The sequence below is a fragment of the Gordonia spumicola genome (genome assembly GCF_009932475.1).
In the GTDB taxonomy this organism is placed as follows: domain Bacteria; phylum Actinomycetota; class Actinomycetes; order Mycobacteriales; family Mycobacteriaceae; genus Gordonia; species Gordonia spumicola.
This window is the reverse complement of sequence record NZ_BJOV01000002.1, coordinates 578,154-596,829: the sequence shown is the minus strand read 5'-3', so window position 1 is coordinate 596,829 and position 18,676 is coordinate 578,154. Positions and strand designations below refer to the sequence as shown.

General features: G+C 68.3%; 18 protein-coding genes. 11 read left to right on the top strand and 7 right to left on the bottom strand.

The window, feature by feature from the left end; all coding sequences use genetic code 11:
- Positions 1 to 149 precede the first annotated feature (149 nt).
- A complete protein-coding gene (locus GYB83_RS04890; protein WP_161894418.1) occupies positions 150 to 602 on the top strand; it encodes a TY-Chap domain-containing protein in 453 nt (150 codons plus the stop codon).
- A 61-nt stretch (positions 603 to 663) separates the two neighbouring features.
- Here the strand turns inward: GYB83_RS04890 and GYB83_RS04885 are convergent, their stop codons facing one another.
- Complete coding sequence (locus GYB83_RS04885) at positions 664 to 2,217, bottom strand: DUF6777 domain-containing protein (protein ID WP_161894417.1); 1,554 nt, start codon at positions 2,215 to 2,217, stop codon at positions 664 to 666.
- A 218-nt stretch (positions 2,218 to 2,435) separates the two neighbouring features.
- Here GYB83_RS04885 and GYB83_RS04880 point away from each other — a divergent pair, with 218 nt between their 5' ends.
- The 5 genes from GYB83_RS04880 to GYB83_RS04860 all read left to right on the top strand — a co-directional run bounded on the left by GYB83_RS04880 (position 2,436) and on the right by GYB83_RS04860 (position 7,733).
- Positions 2,436 to 3,584 (top strand): N-acetylglucosamine-6-phosphate deacetylase, encoded by a 1,149-nt coding sequence (locus tag GYB83_RS04880; protein ID WP_161894416.1) that lies wholly within the window; start codon positions 2,436 to 2,438, stop codon positions 3,582 to 3,584.
- Positions 3,585 to 3,695: 111 nt separating this feature from the next.
- Complete coding sequence (locus tag GYB83_RS04875; protein ID WP_161894415.1) at positions 3,696 to 4,250, top strand: Rho termination factor N-terminal domain-containing protein; 555 nt, start codon at positions 3,696 to 3,698, stop codon at positions 4,248 to 4,250.
- Positions 4,251 to 4,290: 40 nt separating this feature from the next.
- Positions 4,291 to 5,379, top strand: a complete 1,089-nt coding sequence (locus GYB83_RS04870) for an S-(hydroxymethyl)mycothiol dehydrogenase (RefSeq protein WP_161894414.1) — start codon at positions 4,291 to 4,293, stop codon at positions 5,377 to 5,379.
- Positions 5,376 to 5,996: an MBL fold metallo-hydrolase gene (locus GYB83_RS04865; RefSeq protein WP_186349711.1), complete on the top strand. Its 621-nt coding sequence runs from the start codon at positions 5,376 to 5,378 to the stop codon at positions 5,994 to 5,996. Before GYB83_RS04870 ends, GYB83_RS04865 begins: the two co-directional genes overlap by 4 nt.
- Positions 5,997 to 6,053: 57 nt before the next feature.
- Positions 6,054 to 7,733, top strand: a complete 1,680-nt coding sequence (locus tag GYB83_RS04860; RefSeq protein WP_161894659.1) for a SulP family inorganic anion transporter — start codon at positions 6,054 to 6,056, stop codon at positions 7,731 to 7,733.
- Positions 7,734 to 7,973: 240 nt separating this feature from the next.
- On the opposite strand, the gene grpE is transcribed toward GYB83_RS04860, so the two are convergent.
- The gene (grpE, locus tag GYB83_RS04855; RefSeq protein WP_161894413.1) at positions 7,974 to 8,489 is read right to left on the bottom strand and encodes a nucleotide exchange factor GrpE; all 516 of its coding nucleotides are present in this window, start codon (positions 8,487 to 8,489) and stop codon (positions 7,974 to 7,976) included.
- 90 nt (positions 8,490 to 8,579) lie between these two features.
- Here grpE and GYB83_RS04850 point away from each other — a divergent pair, with 90 nt between their 5' ends.
- Complete coding sequence (locus GYB83_RS04850) at positions 8,580 to 10,256, top strand: Hsp70 family protein (RefSeq protein WP_161894412.1); 1,677 nt, start codon at positions 8,580 to 8,582, stop codon at positions 10,254 to 10,256.
- 9 nt (positions 10,257 to 10,265) lie between these two features.
- Positions 10,266 to 12,278, top strand: a complete 2,013-nt coding sequence (locus GYB83_RS04845; RefSeq protein WP_228461168.1) for a SaeA-related protein — start codon at positions 10,266 to 10,268, stop codon at positions 12,276 to 12,278.
- A gap of 12 nt (positions 12,279 to 12,290) precedes the next feature.
- Here the strand turns inward: GYB83_RS04845 and GYB83_RS04840 are convergent, their stop codons facing one another.
- Positions 12,291 to 12,689, bottom strand: a complete 399-nt coding sequence (locus tag GYB83_RS04840) for a YccF domain-containing protein (protein ID WP_161894411.1) — start codon at positions 12,687 to 12,689, stop codon at positions 12,291 to 12,293.
- A 34-nt stretch (positions 12,690 to 12,723) separates the two neighbouring features.
- On the opposite strand from GYB83_RS04840, the gene GYB83_RS04835 reads away from it, so the two are divergent.
- Positions 12,724 to 12,987, top strand: coding sequence for a hypothetical protein (locus GYB83_RS04835; protein WP_161894410.1), 264 nt, complete (start codon positions 12,724 to 12,726; stop codon positions 12,985 to 12,987).
- A 59-nt stretch (positions 12,988 to 13,046) separates the two neighbouring features.
- Here the strand turns inward: GYB83_RS04835 and GYB83_RS04830 are convergent, their stop codons facing one another.
- From GYB83_RS04830 to GYB83_RS04815, 4 genes are all read right to left on the bottom strand, one after another.
- Entirely contained in the window at positions 13,047 to 13,274 is a 228-nt protein-coding gene (locus GYB83_RS04830) for a hypothetical protein (RefSeq protein ID WP_228461166.1), read from the bottom strand.
- 59 nt (positions 13,275 to 13,333) lie between these two features.
- Entirely contained in the window at positions 13,334 to 14,785 is a 1,452-nt protein-coding gene (locus tag GYB83_RS04825) for a catalase (protein WP_161894409.1), read from the bottom strand.
- 118 nt (positions 14,786 to 14,903) lie between these two features.
- Positions 14,904 to 15,434, bottom strand: coding sequence for a DUF937 domain-containing protein (locus tag GYB83_RS04820; protein ID WP_161894408.1), 531 nt, complete (start codon positions 15,432 to 15,434; stop codon positions 14,904 to 14,906).
- Between the two features lie 105 nt (positions 15,435 to 15,539).
- Positions 15,540 to 17,042 (bottom strand): fatty acyl-CoA synthetase, encoded by a 1,503-nt coding sequence (locus GYB83_RS04815; protein WP_161894407.1) that lies wholly within the window; start codon positions 17,040 to 17,042, stop codon positions 15,540 to 15,542.
- 116 nt (positions 17,043 to 17,158) lie between these two features.
- Here GYB83_RS04815 and GYB83_RS04810 point away from each other — a divergent pair, with 116 nt between their 5' ends.
- Together GYB83_RS04810 and GYB83_RS04805 are read left to right on the top strand one after the other, a co-directional pair.
- Positions 17,159 to 17,617, top strand: coding sequence for a helix-turn-helix domain-containing protein (locus GYB83_RS04810; protein WP_161894406.1), 459 nt, complete (start codon positions 17,159 to 17,161; stop codon positions 17,615 to 17,617).
- 3 nt (positions 17,618 to 17,620) lie between these two features.
- The gene (locus GYB83_RS04805) at positions 17,621 to 18,616 is read left to right on the top strand and encodes a VapC50 family PIN domain-containing toxin (RefSeq protein ID WP_228461164.1); all 996 of its coding nucleotides are present in this window, start codon (positions 17,621 to 17,623) and stop codon (positions 18,614 to 18,616) included.
- Positions 18,617 to 18,676 lie beyond the last annotated feature (60 nt).

Here is an 18,676-nt window from a genome sequence, read left to right as displayed (position 1 = left end):
ATTCGGCCTATTCCTCGGAGAAGCAGACCGAAAATGGAACTGTGGGGGAACCGCCCATGCGGCGTGCCGCCACGTAATCCTCCATCGATCGCGGATACCGCGTTACCGTGGGACCCACGCCAGCTCTCGCCTGCTTTCGGAGGTGTGTTGTGACCGACCCGATCACCGAGGACATCAACGGATTCGACGAGTCCGCGTTCGACGCCGAGCTCGACGCCAGGTGGCGCGACTTCCGAATTCGACTCGCCGACTATCTGTCCGATCTGACGCAGGGCTACCCGTTCTCGGTGTACGACGCCGTCACCAGCTGGACGGGCCTGACGGCACAGCTCGACGCGGCGTACATCGGCGACGACGGGCTGGCCTTGATGATCGAGATCGCCCAGTTGTCGGCGGACGAGCGCGAACGGTCCGGGCGCGTCACGATGCTCCGCGACCGGGGCTGGGTGCCCGCCGAGGACACGCTGATCCTCGAATTCGAGCGACGCCACGTCGACGAGGCGGCTCTCGCCGTCGAATACGCGCTCCGCGAGGTGTGGGGCGTCCCCGATCCCGCCTATCTCCTCGGCGACGAGAACGACATGTGGCGCGAGTTCACCTGATCAACCACCGAGGGGCGCGTCCAGCGTGAACTGGACGCGCCCCTCGGCGGTTCGGCGAAGACTACTCCCCGGGCTCGGTCGTCTCTTCGGAACTGGTCGTCGTCTCCTCGGAGCTGGTGGTCTCCGGGGTGAGCGTCTGCCACGAGGCGCTGGAGACGGCGAGGCTCTCGGACGAACCGACGGCGGTGATCCGCCAGACCTGATCGCTCGACGACGACAGTGCGGACGAGACGCCGGACTGCTCGAGGTCGGACGCGTTGAACTCGCGGCTCACCGAGTCGCTGCACGTGGCGGTGACGGTCGACGAGTCGAAGCTCGACGGGAGGGTGCACGTCACGCTGGCGCCTCCCGAGGAGAACGTCAACGAACCGATGGCGTCACCGGACGAACTGAACGAGGTCGGCGTTGTCGTGGTGGTCGACGACGTCTCCGGTGTGGATGTGGCGGTGTCGGACGGGACGCCGGGCACCGTGGTGCCGGGGCTCACGGCGGGGTCGGTCGGCGACGTCTCGCCCGGCGCCACGGTGTCCGTGGCGCTCGGCGCGTCGGTCTCCGACGACTCGGCCTCCATCACCGGTGCGTCCTTGTTCTCCGACGCCTGCTCGACGACGTTGTCGGCGGGCTTGTCGCTGTTCTCCTGCAGGCCGTTGTCGGCCGCGGCGCCCTTCGCGAACGTCGGGGCAACGTTCAACGACGCGGGGTCGGGCAGTTGCACGTCGGCGGGCGGATCGGGCAGGTCGAGCGTCTTGCCCACGGTGACCGTCTCCAGGACCTGGCTGACGATGTTCTGCAGGGTGATCTGCGACAGCGGAGCCGGGGTGCCCGCCGGTGCGTTCACGACGGTCGTCGTGTTGTTGACGACGGTCGTGTTCTGCGTGTTGTAGGTGATCTTGTACGTGTTCTTGGGTTCGAAGCCGCGCCACGGGTCGCCCTTCACGCGGAAACCGCCGATGGGGGCGGACGACGGCGGACGGAGCGGGTTGCCGCACGAGCAGACGGCGCGCGGGACGCCGAGCGAGTCGACGTAGACGGGAGTGCCGGCCTGCAGGACCGACTGGAACGGCTCGGCGACGCCGCCGCGGTACGCGTGGTTGGTGACCCACGTGTCGGCGGTCAGGACCACCGGCGTGAGGGTGTTCAGGTACCACGGGATGTCCGAGGTGCGGATGCCGAACACGCTCGCCCATGCGGCCGCGGCTCCGGGATTCGAGTTGAGGTAGTTGCCGAGCGCGGCCGTGTCGCACGACGACGTCCCCGTCGTGCCGTACAGGCCGGGATCGGTGCCGTTGACGGCCCGCACGCCCTGGTAGCCGACGCCGCGCGCATGGTTCTGCATCGGCGTCGTGTTGCGGGCCAGGGAGACCGACGGGGTGAACGGGTCGGGACCGGGGTCGTCCGCGTTCCGCAGGCTCAACGCCGGAATGATGATGTTGCCCGTCTTATCCTGGTACACCTTGATCGCGCCGATCGCCAGAACCACCGACAGGATCGCGACGATCGCCGACAGGATCACCGTCATTCGACGCCGACTGCGCCGCTGGGCGTCGTAGGCCGCGGCCGCGGCGCCGTTGAAACCGGGTTGCTGCGGGAATGGATAGCTCGGGGGGTACGTCATGATGCTCCCTGGTCTCGTCTCGATGTCGGCGGGCCCGCTCGGACGGCCTGACTGTTCTCGTCCAGTCCATCGCGTCTCGTCGCGACACCGTCACTCCGAATGCCGTATTTGGACCGAACGGACGACGATATGTCATTCACGCGACTCGCCGCGGCCCGGCCCCGACTGTCGATACCCTCGGATGGACCCCGCGTCCGGGGGAGAGGAGTGCAGTCCTGATGACGTCCCATCGGATCGTGTCGGCAGCTGCCGTCGTCGCCGACGGCGCGGTGCACCGCCCGGGATGGCTGTCGATCGCCGACGGTCTCGTCGACGGCGTCGGCGCCGGTGCGCCGCCGTCGGTCGCGGACGAGCACCACCCGGACGGCACGATCGTCGCGGGATTCGTCGACATGCACGTCCACGGCGGGGGAGGCGCGTCGTACACCGACGGCGACGCCGACCAGGTGAAGGTCGCATCGGCGTTCCATCGATCTCACGGGACGACGACGACGGTCGCCAGCACGGTCAGCGCGAGCCCCGACGAACTCGCCGAGACTGTCGGTCGCCTCGCGCCGCTGGTCCGCGCGGGAGCGATCGCAGGCATCCATCTCGAAGGACCGTGGATCGCGCACTCGCGGTGCGGCGCACACGCGCCGGACAGGCTCCGCAGCCCCGACCTCGCCGAGATCGACAGTCTCCTGGAGATCGCCGACGGGACCATCGCGATGGTCACCATCGCCCCCGAACTGCCCGGGGCGCTCGACGCCGTCGAACGACTCACGGCGGCGGGAGTGCGCGTGGCCGTCGGCCACACCGACGCCACCTACGACCAGACCCGCGCGGCGCTCGACCGCGGGGCGAGCGTCGCGACCCACTTGTTCAACGCGATGGCCCCGCTCGGTCATCGGGAACCCGGCCCGATCCTCGCGCTGCTCGAAGACCCGCGCGCCGTCGTCGAATTGATCGGCGACGGCGTCCACCTGCACCCGTCGCTGGTGGCGCAGGTGCAGCGGCGCGTCGGCTCGCACCGGGTGGCGCTCGTGACCGACTCGATGGTCGCCGCGGGCATGGCGGACGGCGACTACCTGCTCGGCTCGCTCGACGTGTACGTCCGCGACGGCGTCGCGCGCCTGCGCAGCACCGATGCGATCGCGGGCAGCACCGCGACGATGGACGGACTGTTCGCGCGTACCGTCGCCGGACTGCGTCGCGCTCCCGAGCCGATGTCCGACGACGACGCCCTCATCGCGGCGTCCGTGATGTGCTCGGAGACCCCCGCTCGCGTGCTGCGGCGCGACGACATCGGAGTCCTCGCGGTGGGACGACGCGCCGACTTCGTGATCCTCGACGCCGACCTGCGGGTGAACGCCGTGCACACGAGTTGACACGAACTCCGCGTCACACATCCCACCAGCGGCGTTCGCGCCGTAGGGTGTGAAAGCAAGCCTGTTCGGAACGGCCGGTCGGGCTCGACGTCTATTCGGAGGGAACTGCCGATGGCTGCCAAGAAGAACGCCCTGCTCGCCCGTCTCGAGGAGGAGGTCAAGCGCCTCTCCGCGGAAGTGGTCGCCCTGCGCGACACCGTCCTCGCCTTTTCGCCGCTGAACAAGAAGGACCCCGAGCCCGCCGCGGCTCCGCCCAAGGTCGAGCCCGCCGCGAAGCCCGCCGCTGACAAGCCTGCCGCTGTGAAGCCCGCTGCTGTGAAGGCCCCCGAGAAGAAGGCCCCAGCGAAGAAGGCCGCAGAGAAGAAGGCTCCGGCGAAGAAGGCAGAGACTCCGGCGAAGACGACGCCCGCCAAGACCACCACAGCGAAGGCGACGCCGGCCAAGAGCGCCGCCAAGAAGACGGCCGCCCCGGCGAAGACGGCCGCCAAGGCCGCTCCGACGAAGACTGCCGAGAAGGCGGCACCCGCCAAGACGGCCCCGGCGAAGGCCGCACCCGCGAAGGCCGGAGCGAAGACGGTCGCCGAGCTGAAGGCCGAAGCGAAGGCGAAGGGTGTCAAGGGCTACTCCAGCATGACGAAGGCGCAGCTGACCGACGCCCTCAAGTAGTACGCGAACTCTCGACCACAACAGAACAGGAGGACCGGGGTTGTCCCAGGTCGTCAAGGGAGTGATCTCCCGCATCAAGAACGCGCCGACCGAACTCGTGGACATCGTGATCCCCGATCCGGGTGCGAACGACGTCGTCGTGAAGATCCAGACGTGCGGCGTCTGCCATACCGACCTCGCGTACGCGACCGGCGGCATCAACGACGAGTACCCGTTCCTGCTGGGTCACGAGGCTGCGGGCGTCGTCGAATCCGTCGGGTCGGGTGTGACGCACGTCGAGGTCGGCGACTTCGTCGTCCTCAACTGGCGCGCCGTGTGCGGTGAGTGCCGCGCCTGCAAGCGGGGACGTCCCTGGTACTGCTTCGACACGCACAACGCGAGCGTGCCGATGACCCTCACGGACGGCACCGAGTTGTCGCCCGCGCTGGGGATCGGTGCGTTCGCCGAGAAGACCCTCGTCCACGAGGGACAGTGCACCAAGGTGGATCCGTCGGTGGATCCCGCCGTCGCGTGCCTCCTCGGCTGCGGTGTGATGGCGGGCCTCGGCGCTGCGATGAACACCGGCGGTGTGTCGCGCGGCGACTCGGTGGCCGTCATCGGCTGCGGCGGCGTCGGCGATGCGGCGATCGCGGGCGCCCGTCTGGCGGGTGCGACGACGATCATCGCCGTCGACCGCGACCCGGGCAAGTTCGACTGGGCCACCGAACTCGGCGCGACTCACACGGTCGACGCGTCGAGCATCGACGACGTCGCCGAGGCCGTCCGCGACCTCACCGGGGGCAACGGGGCCGACGTGGTCATCGACGCCGTCGGACGCCCGGAGACGTACGAGACGGCGTTCTACGCGCGTGATCTCGCCGGGACCGTCGTCCTGGTCGGTGTGCCGACGCCGGAGATGCGACTGGAGATGCCGCTCGTCGACTTCTTCAGCCGCGGCGGTTCGCTGAAGTCGTCCTGGTACGGCGACTGCCTGCCCGAACGCGACTTCCCGATGCTCGTCGACCTGCACCTGCAGGGTCGCCTCCCGTTGGAGAAGTTCGTGACCGAGCGCATCGGCATCGAGGGTGTGAACGAGGCGTTCGAGTCGATGGAAGCGGGCAAGGTGCTGCGATCGGTCGTGGAACTGTGAGGATCGACCGCGTCGTCACGTCCGGCACGTTCTCGCTCGACGGCGGGACGTGGGACGTCGACAACAACGTGTGGGTGATCGGCGACGACGCCGAGGCCGTCATCATCGACGCCGCGCACGACGCCGCACCGATCCTCGACGCGGTGGGCGACCGGACCGTCGTGGCGATCGTGTTGACGCACGCGCACAACGATCACATTGGAGTGGCACCGGAACTCGCGGAGGCGACCGGCGCACCGGTTCTCCTCCACCCGGGAGACGAGATGCTCTGGGAGCAGACTCATCCGGGCGTCGCTCACGGCGATCTCGCCGACGGCCAGGTGATCGAGGTCGGCGGTGAACGCCTCGAGGTGATCAACACGCCCGGCCACTCACCGGGGTCGTGCGTGATCTGGGCGCCGTCGGCCAAGGTCCTGTTCAGCGGGGACACCCTGTTCCGGGGTGGCCCCGGAGCCACCGGGCGGTCGTTCTCCAGCTTCGACGACATCATCGCGTCGATCCGGGACCGCATCCTCGTCCTCGACGACGACACCCGCGTGTGCACCGGTCACGGCGACGACACCACCGTCGGCTCGGAGGCCGGTGATCTCGCCGAGTGGATTCGGCGGGGTCACTGACCTGGCCGTGACGATGCGGTGAACAGGACTCTCGCAGCGGCGATCACGCCGCTGTCGATGCGCGGTTACAAGCTCGGATGGCTGCGGGCCGACGTCCTCGCGGGCGTCTCGCTCGCGGCCGTCGCGATTCCGGAGGCGATGGGCTACAGCTCCATCGCACAGGTCCCGCTCGGCGCGGGCCTGTACTCGCTGATCCTCCCGGCGATCGTGTTCGCTCTGGTCGGGGCCTCACGGCTCATGGTCGTCGGAGCCGACTCGGCGACGGCCGCGCTGCTCGCGTCCGGCATCGCGGGGCTGGGCGTTGCGGGGCTCGCCCCGTCGACGTCGCAGTGGCTGGCGTGGGCCGGGCTCATCGCGTTGATCACCGGCGCGATGTTGTTGGTCGCGTGGGTGCTGCGTCTGGGCTTCCTCGGCGACTTCCTCTCGACGGCCGTCCTCACCGGGTTCCTCGCGGGTGTCGGCGTCCTCGTCGTCACCGAACAGGTGCCGGGCCTCCTCGGGATCGAGCACGCGCACGGGACGCACGTGTGGGGGAAGTGGGCGTACGTGTTCACACACCTCGGCGACGTGAGGTGGGAGGCGACGGCTTTCGGCGGGGTGACCGTCGCCGGATTGTTTCTCGTGAAACGTCTCCGTCCGCAGCTCCCGATGCCGATCCTGGTGGTCGTCGGTGCGATCGTCGCGGTCATGGTGTTCGACCTGTCGTCGGTGCCGACCATCGGCCCCGTCGACTCGGGTCTGCCGACCATCAGTTTTCCGGCGATGGATCAGATCCTTTCGAAGACGCCGGAGCTGTTGACCGTCCCGTTCGGCTGCCTCCTGGTGATCCTCGCGCAGAGCGCGGCGACTGCCCGCAGCTTCGCGCAGCGGCACGGCGACCGGGTGGACGTGAACCGCGACATCCTCGGGCTGGCGGCGGCCAACGTGTCGGCCGCGGTCAGCGGGACGTTCGTGGTGAACGGGAGCCCGACGAAGACCGCCGTCCTCGATCAGCAGCGCGGTCGGAGTCAGATCGCGAACGTGGCGATGGCCGTCGCGACGATCGTCGTCGTGGCGTTCGCGTCGCCCGCCCTCGCACACCTGCCCGAAGCGGTGCTCGCGGGCGTCGTGTTCGTCGTCGGCCTGGAACTGATCCACGTGGGCGCATTCGTGAGCATCTGGCGGATCCGGCGGGTGGAGTTCGCGATCGCGATCATCACCACCGGGATGGTCGTCGGATTCGGGGTGCTGACCGGCATCGTCGCGGCGATGGTGCTGTCGCTGCTGCAGATGATCCACCGCCAGTACCGGCCGGAACGGTTCGTCGTCGGACTCTCTCCCGAGGGCGAACGCGAATACGAGGCGGCCAAGCCCGGACAGCAGACCCTGCCGGGGCTGATCGTCTTCCGGTACGACGCCGACCTGTTCTACGCCAACGTCGGACGTTTCTCCGACGACGTGACGGCGCTGGTCAAGGGTGCGCCCGATCCGGTGGTCTGGCTGGTCCTGGACTGTTCGGCGATGTCGGACGTCGACTACTCCGCGACCCGGTCGCTCCAGAGCCTCATCGGCTTCGTCCACTCCGTCGGCGCGCGCTTCGTGCTGGCCGGCGTGAGTCCGGAACTGCGCGAATCGCTGGAGACGGCGCGGATCATGACGACGATCTCCGCCGACCACGTCTTCCCCGGTGTCGGCACCGCGATCCGTGCCTTCCGGTCGGAGCCGTCGCGTTCGGGATCGGAACCCGATGCGAAATAGTCGGGATCGTTTCGAGTGCCGCGCCCTCGCCCAAACACACACGTAAAAACGAGGGCGCGACATCAGGAGACTATCCGATTCGCGGGATACCCGTACTGGCGGGTTTCGCCAGCAGAGTCGGGACGCCGTGTCTTAACCTCGCGTGTTCGAGTTCCGCATGCGTCTGTCCCAGCGGACCTCACGGCATTTCGACACGCGCCTGCGCTATCGCTCCGGCACGGCTCAATGAGCGAAGGGGCGTCAACGGTGTCGATGCCGACGGACGATCACCGCCGCCGCGCGGACCGACCGGTCGCCCACCTGAAGTCCCGGCCGAACCAGCCGAGCGACCGTGCGATCCTCGGCGACGTCGCCGGTGTCGGCGACGTCGCCGGTGTCGACGACGTCGACGGCCTCCATGGTGCGGGCGTCGAACGTCGCACCGGGCGAGGGGACGACAAGGACTCCGCGCCGCCCGCTGATCACCCGATCGAGCCCGGCGGCGATCGCTGCGAACGCGGCACGATCGGCGTCGTCGGCGCTCTCGGCGCACAGGGTCGCATCGGTGTAGAGGGCGAACAGGTCGACCAGCAGGGGCAGGTCGGCGCCCGCGGCGGCCAGCCTTTCACGACTGCGGTCCGACTCGACGAGTCGATCGAGGGTCTGCGCCTGCCGGGCGATCACCCGAGCCAGGTCCTCGACAGTCTCGGCAACCTGTGCGATGGTCGCAGACTCGGGGCCTGCGTCTGACTCGGCATCGGGGCTCACGCGGTCCATGGTCGCATTGTGTCAGCGGTGCGGACTTGTTTCGGGGTGGATCATTTGAGCGGCGGCACGGCGTCGCCGCCGCTGTTACGATCCCCGATCGTGGGTGTATACGGAATCGACCTGGGAACCACCAACTCCGCGATTGCGACGATCGATGCCGATGGACGCCCCGAGGTGGTGATCGGGCTGGGCGGCGTCCCGACCACGCCGTCGGTGGTCCTCCTCCCGAGCGCGAACGATCATGTGGTCGGTGAGGGCGCCCGACGCCAGGCACGCCTGGACCCCGACAATGTCTGCGTGCTCGTCAAACGGCGGATGGGCGACGCCGACTGGAGGTTCGTCGCCCACGGGCAGACGTGGTCGGCTCCGGCGATCTCCGCCCTGATCCTCAAGTCGTTGGCCTCCGACGCCGCTTTCGCCGGCGAGAAGGTGGAGCGCGCGGTGATCACGGTCCCCGCCTACTTCGGAGACGAGGAGCGACGGGCAACCGTACAGGCGGGCACGTATGCGGGCCTCGACGTGGTCGGCGTGCTGTCCGAGCCGATCGCGGCCGCGCTGTCGTACGGTTTTCGGCGCCTGACCGACACGACCGCCGCGTCGGGAAGCACCGACGAGACCGTCCTCGTCTACGACCTCGGCGGCGGAACGTTCGATGCGACGGTGATCGAACTCGCCGACCGCCGGATCTCGGTGCTTGCGGTGGAGGGAGATCATCAGCTCGGCGGCGCCGACTGGGACGAACGCCTCGCACTCCACCTGTCCCGTCGGTTCTGCGACGAGCATCCCGACGCCGAGGACCCGCTCGACGATTCGGCCGGTTCGCAGGCGCTGATCCTCGCCGCCGAGCGTGCGAAGCACGAGCTGACCGACGCCGAGTCGACGACGGTCATCATCGCGCACGACGGGGCGCGGTCGGTGATCACCGTGTCCCGAGCCGACCTCGAAGAACTCACCGCCGGACTGCTGAGCCGGACGCTCGACCTCACGCGGGCGTGCGTCACGGCCGCCCGCGACCGGGGCGTCACCAGGCTGAGTCGAATACTGCTGGTGGGCGGGTCGTCCCGGATGCCGGCGGTCGCCCGTGAGGTCGGTGCCGCGCTCGGCATCACGCCGGAGCTCACCGACCCCGATCTTGCGGTGGCCCGCGGTGCAGCCGTGTACGGCGAGAAGCTCGAGATCGAACGTCTCGTCGCGGCCGATCTGCGTACACGCGGCCGTCTGTCCGACGGTGCACCGCTGTTCACCGCCGAACCGGGCGACGTCGACGGCGCGTGCGCGCGGGTGGCGGCCGCGTTCGGGCTACCCGTCGCCGGTGTCCGACGGATGCTGGAGATCACCGTCGACACCGTCGTCTCCCGCGGGTTCGGGGTGCTCGCGGTCGGACGCGGCGGTGACATGGAGGCGACCTGGCTGGTGCGTCGAAATCAGACGCTGCCGATCCGGGTCCGTCGATCGTTCGGCACCATGCGAGCGAACCAGGATCGTATCGAGCTGACCGTCGTCGAACAGCAGGGGCAGGCCCTGTCACCGCATCCGGAGGACGCGAAAGTGCTCATCGAGGGCAGCATCACCGACATTCCGTTCGGCTACGACGAGGGCAGCGAAGTCCAGGTGACATTCGAGATGGGCTTCGACGGAGTGCTGCACGTGACCGCGTTCCACGTCGAAGCGCAGATCCCGCTGACCATGTCGGCCCGGACGGGTGCCACGTTGTCGCAGGCCGAGGTGGCCCGCGAACTCGACCAGGTTCACCGTACTCGTCGACGCGATGTCTGAGTGTCGGCGATGAGCATTCCTGCGTTGCACCCCTTCGTCCCCAACGACTACCGCAAGCGAGTGCTGGCGGCGGTCGAACGTCGCGGCGGTCCCGACGCGTCCGACGTGTTCGAGCTGTACGACATTCCCCTCGAATCTGCCGGCGCACTGCCGGACGACGTGGTCGCGGCCCGCATCGACGAGGTGTGGGCGTTCTGGCAGAAACATCGCGACCACCCCAAGTATCGGGTGCTCGTCGGTCGGCTCGTCGCCGAACACGAGACCCGGTCGGCGGGGCTGCGGTTCGCGGCGGCCAGAGCGGCTCAGGCGGGAGTGGTGGCCGCGCGCCGAGCCGTTCGCGATGCCGAACGGTATCGCCTGCTCGACAGCGCGATCGAACGTCTGCAGGCCCGATACGGCGGAATCCCGACGTCCAAGCGGGCCGGTCTCGACGACGTGGGGGCGATGGGGGGACTCACCCCGGACGAGGTCGCGACGAGACTGAGGCGGTACCGAACAGTCGACGACGGCGCATCGACACCACAGTCGTCGTCGACGGATTCGTCGACCCTGACCGACCGTCGACTCGAACAGATCGACGAACTCCTCGGCGAGTTCAACCGCCTGCGGGACGAGGCACCGACACCGACGCTGTTCGGTCTGCTGTTCCTGACGTTGGACGACGCCGACAACCGCGCCGAGGTGCAGGCGCGGACGGAATCGTTGTCGCGACGCGCTCGGGAACTCGGCGCCGGACGGATGCGCGCCGTGATCGACGAACTGCTCCTGCATGTGCGAGACGTACTTCTCGATGACCCGGCGACCGCCGCCGCCTACGCCGACGTCATGACCGGCCGGATCGCGGACTTTCTGCGTCCTCGGATCCGCGCGGCCGTCCTGATCGAGGACGAACTCCTCGCCGAGGATCGAGACTTCCTGCTCCAGGAGGCGATCGACCGAGGTGCGGGACCGATCGGGGCGGGAAGGCTGATCGAGTCGATAGCAGCCGAGTTCGGTGCGACGGTGACAGCCGACGTCGCCGCCCGCCAGACGGCCGCCGCGCCGCGCCGCGACTGGGCCGAGCCGCTGCGTGAGGCGCGCGGCATGCTGCGCGAAGGTCGACCGGTGCAGGCGCGGTCACTGCTCAAGCGCGCCCGCCGCCTGGCGGGCGACGACGTCGACGCCGGGCGGCAGATCGAGGCCTTCGCCGACGAAGTCGACCGTGCCATCCGCGACGCGCAGCAGCGGTGGCGGCAGGCGGAGACGGACGTGGCGGCGGGGAACCACGCCTCCGCGCTGGAGTTGTTGGAATGGTTGGCGCGCCATGCCGCCGACATCGACATCCTCCGTGCGTCGGGTCCGAGACTTGCCGAGGCCCTCGAGAACACCCGGCGGTTGCTCGACGCCGCCCCGTCGGACGCGGGCGCGGTGAGTCCTGCGGGCCCGGTGTCCGCCGAGAGGACCGCCGACGGCTCGGTCCGGGTGAGTTGGCTGCCGTCACCCGAATCCGACGCGAGTTACCGAGTCGTCCGGCACACGCCGGACGGTCGACAACAGACGGTCGGACGTACCGCCGCGACCGAATTGGAGGATGGCGGCTCGCTCGGCGTCGACGTCCCGGTGTACGAGGTCACGACGATCGTCGACGGTCGGCATTCGGTACCGGCCCGCTCCGGGGAGACGGTCGAACCGGCCGCTCCCGTCCGGCGCCGGCCGCGAGTGCCCGACCCGGATCTGCCGCCTGTGGGCGGGGTGGCGGCGACCGTGGATCGGGTGACGTTCGTCTGGCCGCCCGGCGTCACCGAGGTGATGGTCGTCGTTCGCGGAGACGAACCCCCGAGCGCTCCCGACGACCCGCGCTCGACACCACGCAAAGTGACGATCACGCGCTACGAACTCGACGGCGGATTCGTCATTCCAGCCGAGCTGACACGGCCATGCCACGTGGCGGTGGCGAGTTGTCGACGTGACAACGACGGAGGTCTTGTCATCGCGTCGTCGTTCGGTCCGAACGCTCGTGCCGTGGCCGCCGATGAGGGGTGATGATCGTCGCCGTCAGTACGCCGCGCCCGACCGCACGGCGTCGACGGGCACGATGTCGACGCCGAGCGGCATGAGCGAGATCGGGATCATCTTGAAGCTGGCGATGCCCATCGGGATGCCGATGATCGTGGCGCACAGGGCTATGCCCGTCGTGATGTGGCCGATGGCGAGCCAGATGCCCGCGACGACCATCCAGATCACGTTGCCGATCAGCGACGCCGTGCCCGACTGGGGCTTGGGCACGGTGGTCCGCCCGAACGGCCACAACGCGTACCCGGCGATGCGGAACGACGCGATCCCGAACGGGATGGTGACGATCAGGATGCAGCAGACGACGCCGGCCAGGGCGTATCCGACGGCCATCCAGAATCCGCAGAGGACCAGCCAGATGATGTTCAGGAGCGTTCTCATGCGTCCATCATCCACCGCCGCATAGGGTTGCGGGATGGGTAAGCACCCCGATCCCGACAGGGGACGTCGCACAGTCTGGTCGATCCTCACCACCGTCGTGCTGGTGGTCAGGGTGCTGGCGACGATCCTCGCGACATTCTGCGTCTTCGCGTGGATCGTCGCCGCATTCCGGGACAGCCTGCTGAACCCGTGGCTGTGGTGGGCCGTCGGATCGGTGATCGCGATCCTCGTCAGCACGTACCTGTACAGCTACCTGCGGGTTCGGTATCCCAGCGCGTCGGAGCGCTGGGAGGAGTGACGACTACTTTCGGCCGCTCGCGATGATCGCGACCAGGCCGCCGGCCATCGCCACGTTCTTCAGGAACTGCACCTGCTGCCGACACCGGCGACGATGAGCGCGCCGCCGATCGCCTGAGCCGCGCCGTTGGCGCGGACCACGGTCTCGTTGTCCACGGGCAGCGGGAGCTTGTCCAGGAGCGGCGCCGCCGCGTTCACGCGCATTCCCGGCGCGGTCGCCGCGTCGTAGCCGAGCTTGACGTACGGTGCGCCGGTCAAGGCACGAGCTGCGGCAGAGAGCAGATTCATCGGAGACTTCCTCTCGTAGCGTCCTCGTCCGGCGGTCGGACGGACCGGTCCAGTCTGCCTCAGCCCGCTCGGACCCGTTGTTCGATGCTCGTGCCCAGATCGGGGTCGACGTTGCGCCAGTACTCGAAGGCCCGCTGCAGGACCGGTTCGCTCACTCCGTCCGACAGGTGTCCCGCGACGTTGTCCGCGAGACGATCACGCGCGGCGTCGTCGAGGACGTCGCGTACGAGCGTCCCCGCCTGCCCGAAGTCGTCGTCCTCCGCGTGGTCGACGTACGCGGAACGGACGATGTCGCCGTCCGCCGCCCACTGCGGCTGAGGGGGACCGGAGTAGGTCGCCGCGGGCCCGCCCTTCGAGTTCGGCGCGTAGACGGGGTCGGTCACCGGATCGATGCGCATGGCGCCGTCCTTCGAATAGCTCCGGACCTCGTTGTGCGGACGGTTGACCGGGATCTGCTTGTAGTTGGCTCCGAGGCGGGCGCGATGGGCGTCCGCATAGGCGAACACGCGGCCGAGGAGCATGCGGTCGGGACTGAAGCCGATGCCCGGCACGACGTTGCTCGGCTCGAACGCGGCCTGCTCGATCTGGGCGTGGTTGTCCGTCGGGTTGGTGTGCAGCGTCATCCGACCGACCTCGTGCAGCGGGTAGTCGGCGTGCGGCCACACCTTGGTGAGGTCGAACGGGTTGAACCGGTAGTCGGCGGCCGCGTCGAACGGCATCAGCTGCACCTTGAGCGTCCAACTGGGGTGATCGCCCGCGGCGATCGAGTCGAACAGGTCCCGGACGTGGTGATCGCCGTCCGAGCCCGCGAGACGGTCGGCGTCGTCTTGTGTGAGGAACTCGACGCCCTGGTCGCTGATGAAGTGGTACTTCACCCAGTGTTTGACGCCGTCGGCGTTCACCCACAGGTAGGTGTGCGAGCTGTACCCGTTCATGTGACGCCAGGTCTTCGGAATGCCGCGGTCGCCCATCAGCCACGTGACCTGGTGCGCGGACTCGGGCGACAACGTCCAGAAGTCCCACTGCATGTCGTGATCGCGGAGGTTGTTGTCGGCCCGACGCTTCTGCGACCGGATGAAGTGCTGGAACTTCATCGGATCCTTGATGAAGAACACCGGTGTGTTGTTCCCGACCATGTCGTACACGCCGTCGTCCGTGTAGAACTTCACCGCGAATCCGCGAGGGTCACGCCACGTGTCCGGGCTCCCGCGTTCGCCTGCCACTGTCGAGAACCGCGCCACCAGCTCGGTCGACGCACCGGGCTGGAACAGGGACGCGCACGTGTACCGCGACACGTCGGACGTGGTCTCGAATGTGCCGAACGCGCCACTTCCCTTGGCATGCGGCTGGCGCTCCGGGATCCGCTCCCGGTTGAACTGCGCCATCTGTTCGATCAGGTAGTGGTCGTGCAGGACGATGGGCCCCGCCGGGCCGACGGTCAGCGAGTGCTCGTCGCTTCCCGCGGGGGCGCCGGAGTCGGTCGTCGTGTAGTTGCTGGTCTCCTCGGACATGTCACCCTCCCGAGTGGTTGAGTGCGGGCTGCGGAGCCGGATGATCCCGGCCCCGCTTCCGACACTATCGACCGTTCGGACGACATGCAGGAGTCTGCGGGGATGCGCAGGCCAGGCGCTACTTCCCGCCGAGGATGCTGCCGAGGATTCCGCCCAGCGGGTTGTCGCCGCCGCTCTTGCCGCCGCCGAGAACCCCGCCGAGGACGCTCCCGAGATCGATGCCGCCGGTCTTGCCGCCGCCTCCGAGGATGCCTCCCAGGACGTCTCCGAGTCCGCCTCCCGAGGTCTTTCCGCCGACCTTGCTCAGCACGTAGCTCAGGACGATCGGGGCGAGCAGCGGCAGCAGCTTTTTGACCAGCGACTGGTCGACGCCCGCGACCGGGACGGCTCCGCTCACGGCCGCCGCGACGTCGTCGCTGTCGTTGCCGAACAGCGAGTGCACGAGCTGTTCGCCTTCGGGGGCGTCGCCCTGGCTGGCCGCCAGGACGTCGTCGACGTCCTCGCCGCGGTCCTTCTTGGCGGCGACGCCCGCGACCAGGGTGGGAACCGCCTGTTCCACGGCCGCTCGCACGTCTGCGGGGTCGGCGCCCAATTGGGCGGCGAGATCGTCGATGGGGAGACCGTCGATGAGGTCGTTCAGGTCGGACATGCTCCTGCTTTCACTTTGTCGGTACACACGGGCGGACCGCTCCGGATGATCGATCCTCGCACGGCGGCGTCCGAGTCTCCTCCGATGTTGCCGAATCCGGCGAGATCAGACGGCGCGCAGCTCGCGCTTGAGCAGCTTCCCGCTCTGATTGCGGGGGAGCTCGTCGACGAACAGCACCGATTTCGGAACCTTGAACGGTGCGATGCGCTCCTTGACGAACGCGATCAGCTCGTCCGCCGTCACGGACTCGCCGCCCTTGACGACGACCACGGCGGTGACCGCTTCGATCCACTTCTCATCGGGAGTCCCGATCACGGCGACCTCGGCGACCGCCGGATGCAGGTACACGGCGTCCTCCACCTCGCGGGAGGCTACGAGCACACCACCGGTGTTGATGACGTCCTTGATCCGGTCGACGACGGTGATGTAGCCCTGGTCGTCGCAGGTCACGAGGTCGCCGGAGTGGAACCATCCGTCGACGAAGGCCTCCGCGGTCGCGTCGGGCTTGTTCCAGTACCCGCTGCACAGTTGTGGGGAGCGGTAGCAGATCTCGCCCGACTCGCCGACCGGGACGTCGTCGCCGTTCGCGTCGACAACGCGGGTCTCGACGAAGAACGCGGGACGACCGCACGACGCCGGGCGGTCGGCGTGCTCCTCGGGGCGCAGGATGGTGGCGAGCGGACCGATCTCCGACTGTCCGAAACAGTTGTAGAAACCGATGTCCGGGTACCGCTCGCGGAGACGGTTCAGCACCGTGACCGGCATGATCGACGCCCCGTACTGTGCCTTGGTCAGGGAGCCGAGGTCGCGGGTGTCCAGGTCGGGATGGTTGGCGAGAGGCACCCACACGGTCGGCGCGAGGAACAGCGAGCCGATGCGTCGCTCCTCGATCAGTCGCAGGGTCTCGGCGACGTCGGGCTTCTCGATGAGCGAGACGGTCGCGCCGATCGACAGGTACGGGAGCATGAACACGTGCATGCCCGCCGAGTGGTAGAGCGGCATCGCGATCAGCGGGTTGTCGGCGGCGGTGAAGTCGAGCCCGATCACCGACGACACGTACTCGTGCACCAGCGCCTGGTGCGTCATCATCGCGCCCTTGGGCGCCGACGTCGTCCCCGACGTGTACAGCAGTTGTGCGAGGTCGGTGGGCGCGACCGCCCGGTCGATCTCGGGGACGTCGCCGTCGGACGACGACGCGAGCAGACTGTCGTCGGCGTCGCGCAGGGCGATGACGGGAAGGTCGCCCGCAACCTCGTCCAGTGTCGGGCGCAGGGCGGGGTCGACGAGGACGACGGACGCGCCGGAGTCGTCGAGCAGGTATCGCAGTTCGCCTGCCTTGAGTGCGAAGTTGACAGGCACGTGAACGAGACCCGCGCGGACGGTGCCGAGGAACCCGATCAGATAGGCGTCGGAGTTGACGCCGAACGCCGCGATCCGCGAGCCGGGTTCCAGTCCGAGCGCCGCGAGGCGGGCCGCTGCGCGGGTGACGGCCGCGTCGAGTGCGGCGTAGGTCCAGTCGCGGTCGGCGAACCGCACGGCCACCGCGTTCGGGGTGCGCGCCGCGGACCGGCGCAGGAGGGAATCGATCGTGTTCACTCGGACGTCCACGTGATTGATGGAATCACGATGACCATCACAGTTTCAGGCGATTGCCGCGAGCTTCATGGCCGATCACGCCTGCGGCAGTCATCGCGTTTTCGATTCTTGCGAATTAGACTGGCTATATGACCTCACTCATGGAGCAGACGGTCCTCCCCTCCGGCCGGGGCAGCGACCATGCAGAGCACCTGCAGGATCTGCTACGACTCCTCGCGACTCCGAGCGCTTTGACTCTCTCTGATGGTAGTGGCGGTGCTGAGCTTCCTGACCACCTGCGTCGGCTCCTGCACGCTGCAGTGAGCAACCTCGCCGACGGGACCGCCGTCACCATCACACCGCACCGCACTCAGCTGACAACCCAGGAGGCGGCCGACATCCTTGGAATCAGTAGGCCTACCCTCATCCGGCTGCTGACCGCCGGTGAGATCGCCTCGACCCGACCAGGCCGCCACCGCCGTATCCAGCTCGCCGACGTCTTGGCCTATCAGGAACGAATCCGTGACCAGCGCCGCTCGGCCCTCATTGAGCTTTCGGCCGCCGCAGAGCCGCCGACGGCGCCCGACGGATTCGTCCGGACTCGCTGACGGGTGCCCTCCTCGTTCCGCGTCGTCCTCGACGCCTGTGTGATGATTCCGCAGAACCTCAACAACCTGCTGCTCACTCTCGCCGACAACGAGTTGTTCACCCCTGTCTGGACTCCCGACATCCTGGACGAGGTTCACCGCAACCTGATCAAGAAACTTGGCCTGACCTCTGCTCAGGCCGACCACCGACTGGCTCAGATGCAGCGAGCGTTCCCGCATGCAGTAGACCACGCCGCCGGATACGCCAAGCTCGTCAAGGCGATGACCAACGACCGCAAGGATCGCCACGTGCTGGCTGCCGCGGTGGCATCAGGCGCTGCACTGATCGTCACCGACAACACCAAGGACTTCCCGGCGCGCGCGTGCGAGCCACACGGCGTCGAGATTCTCAGCGCCGATGAGTTTCTTCTGGACCAGCTCGACCTCGACCCAGAGGCCGTCTTCGCCGCGATGTCCGCGGTGACCGAACGCAACAAGCGTCCACCGCGGACGATCCTTGCCCTCGCCGACGCGCTCCACCAGGTCGCTCCCGAGTTCGGTGCCGCTGTCACTGCCGAGTTCTCGACGGTCTCGCTCCTGGAGATCGTCGACTCAAGCCGACTGCCGCTGGACTATGACCCCGCCACCGCGCTCTTCGATCCAGCAAGTGCCGCTTGCCTTTGGTTCACCAGCCTGCAGCATCGCGCCGAGTTCCCCAATGCCATAGCCGCACTGACTCACGATGTCGAGGACTGGGACCTCGATCGCACTGCGGACTCCTTGCACGGGTATTCGCTGACCACGGGCGTCCACGAGCACCTCGAGTTCGACGACGTCGTCTACGTCAAGTTCATCCGCGGCAGCGACGACCACCCGGTCTTGCGAGCGTTCGGTGATTTCGCAGTCAGCGACTTCCGCGTTCTCGCCCTGCGCCGTGACGACTCTGGGCGATGGCTTGCTCACGGCGTCGTCGAAGGATGGCCGACCAACGCACAACGTGAGGCTCGCATCACTCCTTAAGTGTTCAACTGGGCGATGGTGGCCGTGTGCCCAGCCGCGACACTGGTATGACCGGACCTG